This is a genomic window from Chitinophaga sp., from assembly GCF_036566945.1.
GTDB lineage: Bacteria > Bacteroidota > Bacteroidia > Chitinophagales > Chitinophagaceae > Chitinophaga.
Window position 1 is genome coordinate 1 of sequence record NZ_DATCVJ010000295.1, and the last position, 5386, is coordinate 5386.

The following is a 5386-nucleotide window of genomic DNA, read 5'->3' on the forward strand; positions in this document are numbered from 1 at the left end:
TTCATAATTGTCGGCATTAAACTCCCGGTAACCGGCAGTAGGGATGTTGTTCCGCTCCATAAAAAGCTTGGCGTATGCCTTGCTGCCTTCCAGCTGTGCACCTTCCCGGGAAGGTCCCATTACCGGAATATGCTGCAGCGCAGCATCCTTTTTGAAGAAATCATAGATACCGTTCACCAGGGCCTCTTCAGATCCGGGCATCACCAAATCAATGGCATTGTCCAGGCAAAAGGACTTAATCTTTTCAAATTCACTCACGCCCATGTTTATATTCTGACCACATTGGGCGGTGCCGGCGTTACCCGGAGCAATAAACAGTTGACCGCAAAGCGGGCTTTGTGACATTTTAAGGGCCAGTGCGTGTTCCCGACCACCACTTCCAAGTAATAGTATGTTCATATGAATTGCCTAATAAATGCAGATGCGAAAGAAAGTGCAAAGAAAGATCAAAAAAGCGCAAAAAATGAGCATTTATACCATTTTTTTACGTGGATAACTGATTTTATTTAACTTGCCATATTTAAAGGTTCTCGAAATCTAAAACAACTATTGCTAAAACTAACCAATTTATGATGCAAACTGCTGTTGCACAAGAGTCCCCTATTGCCTCGCAGAAGGGCCACCCTAAGGGGCTCTCAGTATTATTTGCCACGGAAATGTGGGAACGGTTTAACTTTTATGGTATGCGGGCGTTATTAACGCTCTTCCTGGTAAATGCACTGGCTTACTCTGAAGCAGATTCCTCTATCATGTATGGTGGCTTTCTGGGATTATGTTACCTGACCCCTATGCTGGGTGGTTACATTTCCGATCGCTACCTCGGTAATAGAAACTGTATCATATTAGGCGGTTTCATCATGGCTGTAGGGCAATTACTCATGGTATTAAGCGCCACCATCTACGCCTCCAACATTGAAACAGCCAAAATGATCGTATGGCTGGCGTTATTCGTGATTATCTTCGGTAACGGCTTCTTCAAACCCAACATCTCTTCCATGGTAGGCCAGCTGTATCCAAAAGGTGACGGCCGCCTCGATTCTGCTTTCACTATCTTTTATATGGGTATCAATATGGGCGCCTTCCTCGGTATGCTCATCTGCCCTATTCTCGGTGACGTAAAAATAGAAGCCACCGGTGTGAGAATTGTCAGCGCTTTCAAATGGGGCTTCCTTGCCGCCAGTATCGCGATGTTCCTCGGAACTGTCCTGTTCTACTTCCTGAAAGACAAATACGTAGTAAAACCCAATGGTGATCCTATCGGCGCCAAACCTGATTTCAACAAATCTGATATTAACGCCATCGGCAACAAACCCGGAACTACGGCCACCGGAGAAGCGGACAAAGCTAAATTTACGACGTCCGCTATCATCGGTGTATTGGTATTACTGGTAGCGCTGTTCATTGGCATCCACTACCTGTCGCTCGATCCCACTGCACTCAAACAAAATCCGATCAAAGTATGGGTGTATCCTTTCATATATGCTACTGGTATCAGTCTGGCGGTATTAATCCTGACCGACACCTCTATTACTAAAGTAGAAAGACAAAAAATCACTGTCATTTACTTTGTGGCATTTTTCGTGATCTTCTTCTGGGCCTGTTTTGAACAAGCAGGTTCTTCCCTGACCTTCATAGCTGATTATCAAACAGATCGCCACCTCTTTGGCTGGGATATGCCGCCAAGTTTTGTACAAAACGCCAACTCCATCTTCATTATCGTATTCGCATTGCCTTTCAGCTGGTTATGGCTGAAATTACAACAACGCAACCTGGAGCCTATTTCACCAATAAAACAATCTCTCGGACTGGCGCTGCTGGCACTGGGCTTCTTTATCATTGCCATTCAGATGAAAGGACTGGGCGCAGGCGAAAAACTTGGCGTAAGCTGGTTGATCCTGATGTACCTGTTCCACACCCTGGGTGAACTGTGCTTATCTCCGATAGGTTTATCACTGGTGGCTAAACTGGCCCCGCAGCGTTTCTCCTCTCTGCTGATGGGAGTATGGTTCCTGGCTAATGCCGCGGGTTACGCACTGGCTGGTACCCTCGGTGCATTACTGCCACCCACCATGGATAAATACGAGCTGGCTACCAAAAATGGCCTCGACCTGAAAGGTATTCTGGATGGTACGATCACCGCTACTGCCCAGCAACTCGATAAATTAAAAGAACTTCAATTGGCCACGCATTACCCTACTTTCGCAGGTTTCACTATTCACAACCTCTATGAGTTTTTCATGGTGTTTGTAATCCTGCCAGGTGCTGCTGCCATACTGTTATTCATCTCCAGCAGCTTCCTGAAAAAATGGATGCACGAGGTGAGATAGTAGGAGAGCGGAAAGCAGAAGGCTAAAAGCAAAAAGCCATTGAAGCGAGTGAAAAAAGCGAGTAACATTTTCCGCTCAGATCACTCGCTTCCATGGCTTTTTGCTTTTTGCCTTCTGCTTTTTGCCTATAATAATAAACCACCTGTAATCCAAATATATGTCTGACAACAATTTCAAGCCTTTTGTTCCACCTAACGTACAAATGAAGGAGTTCACACTCAAGTCCATTTTACTGGGTTGTGTCTTCGGTATTATTTTCGGCGCAGCCACCGTATACCTGGCGCTGAAAGCGGGTCTCACCGTTTCCGCTTCTATTCCTATTGCCGTTATTGCGATTACTTTAGGGAGAAAATTTTTCAAGACCACCATTCTTGAAAACAATATTATCCAGACAACCGGCTCCGCGGGCGAATCCATTGCGGCCGGTGTAGTATTTACCCTGCCGGGCTTTTTATTCCTCAGCGACGGCGGCGGTGCGCAGTTCTTCAACTACTTTACGATCCTTATCCTGGCCATCTTTGGTGGTATCCTCGGCACCCTGATGATGATCCCTTTAAGGAAATCACTGATTGTAAAAGAACATAAAACCCTGCCTTATCCGGAAGGTACCGCCTGTGGCGATGTACTCATTGCCGGAGAGAAAGGTGGCGATTTTGCTAAAACAGCTTTCTATGGACTGGGCTTTGCTTTTGCCTATGCCATCTTCCAGAAGATCCTGCACGTGATTGCGGAAACACCGGAATACATGACCAAACAGGCCAGTAAATTTTTCCCTTCTGCCAAAATCAGTGGTGACATTACACCGGAATATATGGGAGTAGGATATATTATTGGTCCACGTATTGCCGGAGTACTGGTAGCGGGTGGCGTGCTGTCATGGCTAGCCCTCATTCCTTTGCTGGCATCGCTGCTCCCGGCAGATACCATTGCTACCCAACTGGTGAAAATAGGCTACCTCGCCAACCTGCAAACGCCCGGTGGACAAGGTAACTGGAATCCGCTCACGCATACCTTTACGGATTATTCCGCTGCAGTATATTATGCGTATGTAAGACAAATTGGTGCGGGTGCAGTAGCCGCCGGCGGTTTTATTACGTTGCTGAAAACAATACCCACCATTATCTCCTCTTTCAAAGGAAGTTTAGGGGCTATAAAAGATGGCTCTGAAAACGCAGGTACCAAAGGAAGTGTACCAAGAACAGAAAGTGATCTTAGCCTGAAAGTGGTACTATTCGGCAGTCTCGCACTCATCCTGCTGATGGCTTTTCTGCCACAGCTCCCGGGCGATTCTATCGGCAAAAAATTACTGGTAGGTTTACTGGTAGTGGTATTTGGTGCGTTCTTCGTAACGGTATCCAGTCGTATCGTAGGCCTGATAGGCTCTTCCAACAATCCTATTTCGGGTATGACCATCGCTACGCTGATGGGTACCTGCCTGGTATTTATTGCCGTGGGATGGACTGGTAAAGTATATGAACCCATGGCACTGGTAGTGGGAGGCATGATTTGTATCGCTGCAGCCAATGCCGGCGGCACTTCACAGGATCTGAAATCCGGGTATATTGTAGGCGCCACGCCCATGTATCAGCAAATAGCATTGTTTATTGGGGCCATCGTATCTTCTATTGTGATTGGTTTAACGGTGAAGTTTTTAGATAAGCCTACGGCAGACATGATCAAGCATGGTGTAATAGATCATGCAATCGGCAGCTCGTACTATCCTGCACCACAAGGCACGCTCATGGCTACACTGGCCAAAGGAATCCTGTCGTTTAACCTCGACTGGCAATTTGTGCTGGTAGGTGTATTCCTGTCTGTTACCATGGAGCTGTGCGGTGTAAACTCCCTCTCCTTTGCAGTAGGTGCTTACCTGCCATTATCTACCACACTCCCGATTTTCACCGGTGGCGCCATTCGCGGTCTGGTCGATTACAAACAAAAGAAAGCCAACAAAAAAGTTTCTCCGGAAGAAGAAGAACTGGGCAAAGGAAATCTCTTCGCTACAGGACTGGTAGCCGGTGGGGCAGTGGCGGGTGTTATCATCGCCATACTGGCCGGTTTCGACTCGTCGGCGGAGGTACTCGCCAAATTGAATAACCAGGAAGTACTCACCCATATCCTGGGTCAGGGAGGTTATTATATAATAGGTTGCGCATTTTTCGCGTTTATGGGCTGGTACTTATACCGTACTGCCCGCAAAGCTTAAATCGTCAACTTGTCAAGATAAAGTCGATGCCGGTAACTGGGTGTAACAATCCATTACCGGCATCCGTTTTTGTATTTAAATGTTTAATTTCGTCGCGGAATAATTAAAACTGTTTATAATATAACCTATGCGTATATTAGTCAACGCAATGCTCAGCGCCATTGTATTATTGAGTATTTCCTGCACAAAAGATAAAAAAGATGATAGCCGCCAACGCCGATTTGTATCGATGAAACTGGATAACAGAATTTATCTTTCAGAAAATCCCAAAGGCACTATTTACGTACCTAATTTTGCAGACGAGAACCCGGATAACGATTATCCGAAGATGGTACTCACTGGTCAAACTTATAACGGAGATCAGCTATCCTTTACCTTAGTTGCGCCTACCCTCCCTTTTACACCAGGCAGGTACCCGGCTACTAAAAAAGGAAACAGTATGCTCATTATGCTGAACAGCACTTATGCCACCCTCACCTCAGAAGGAAGTACTGATTTTGCTATCACCATTACCCGTATCGATAATGTTTCCGTAGAAGGTACCTTTACCGGTACGCTGACAGAAACCACCGGCGGCGGTGGACCAAGAGCAGTGAGAGATGGGGCTTTCAGGGCTATTGTAACGCAGATAAGTCAGTAAAGCGTTTTTTTGTCTTACTCAGGATTATACTGATGTTGATGATTTCCAAGATTTTTATTTTTATGATTTGGGAACATTGTTGTCCGGGTAAATCTTAATTAGAAGGTACAAAAAAAGGGCAGTTCCAAAGAACCACCCATATTAGTTAAGTTTGAGTTACCACACTTAAACGATAACTAATGAGCGAATTTAAAAAATTTCCCGGACAGCCGA

At 45.8% G+C, this 5386-nt stretch carries 3 protein-coding genes and 1 pseudogene; 3 read left to right on the plus strand and 1 reads right to left on the minus strand.

The genetic code is table 11. The features are described 5' to 3' along the window. Positions 1-399, minus strand: a pseudogene (locus VIP81_RS08765) (phosphoribosylamine--glycine ligase); the annotation flags it as partial. Between the two features lie 170 nt (positions 400-569). On the opposite strand from VIP81_RS08765, the gene VIP81_RS08770 reads away from it, so the two are divergent. From VIP81_RS08770 to VIP81_RS08780, 3 genes are all read left to right on the plus strand, one after another. Then, complete coding sequence (locus tag VIP81_RS08770; protein WP_331958583.1) at positions 570-2327, plus strand: peptide MFS transporter; 1758 nt, start codon at positions 570-572, stop codon at positions 2325-2327. A gap of 157 nt (positions 2328-2484) precedes the next feature. Then, positions 2485-4533, plus strand: coding sequence for an OPT family oligopeptide transporter (locus VIP81_RS08775; protein WP_331958586.1), 2049 nt, complete (start codon positions 2485-2487; stop codon positions 4531-4533). Positions 4534-4660: 127 nt separating this feature from the next. Next, positions 4661-5173, plus strand: a complete 513-nt coding sequence (locus tag VIP81_RS08780) for a hypothetical protein (RefSeq protein ID WP_331958589.1) — start codon at positions 4661-4663, stop codon at positions 5171-5173. Positions 5174-5386: the final 213 nt, after the last annotated feature.

Excerpts from the sequence above, each read along its gene's own strand:
- VIP81_RS08780 (WP_331958589.1), top strand. The coding sequence starts at position 4,661 with ATGCGTATATTAGTCAACGCAATGCTCAGCGCCATTGTATTATTGAGT.
- VIP81_RS08770 (WP_331958583.1), top strand. The coding sequence starts at position 570 with ATGATGCAAACTGCTGTTGCACAAGAGTCCCCTATTGCCTCGCAGAAG.
- VIP81_RS08775 (WP_331958586.1), top strand. The coding sequence starts at position 2,485 with ATGTCTGACAACAATTTCAAGCCTTTTGTTCCACCTAACGTACAAATG.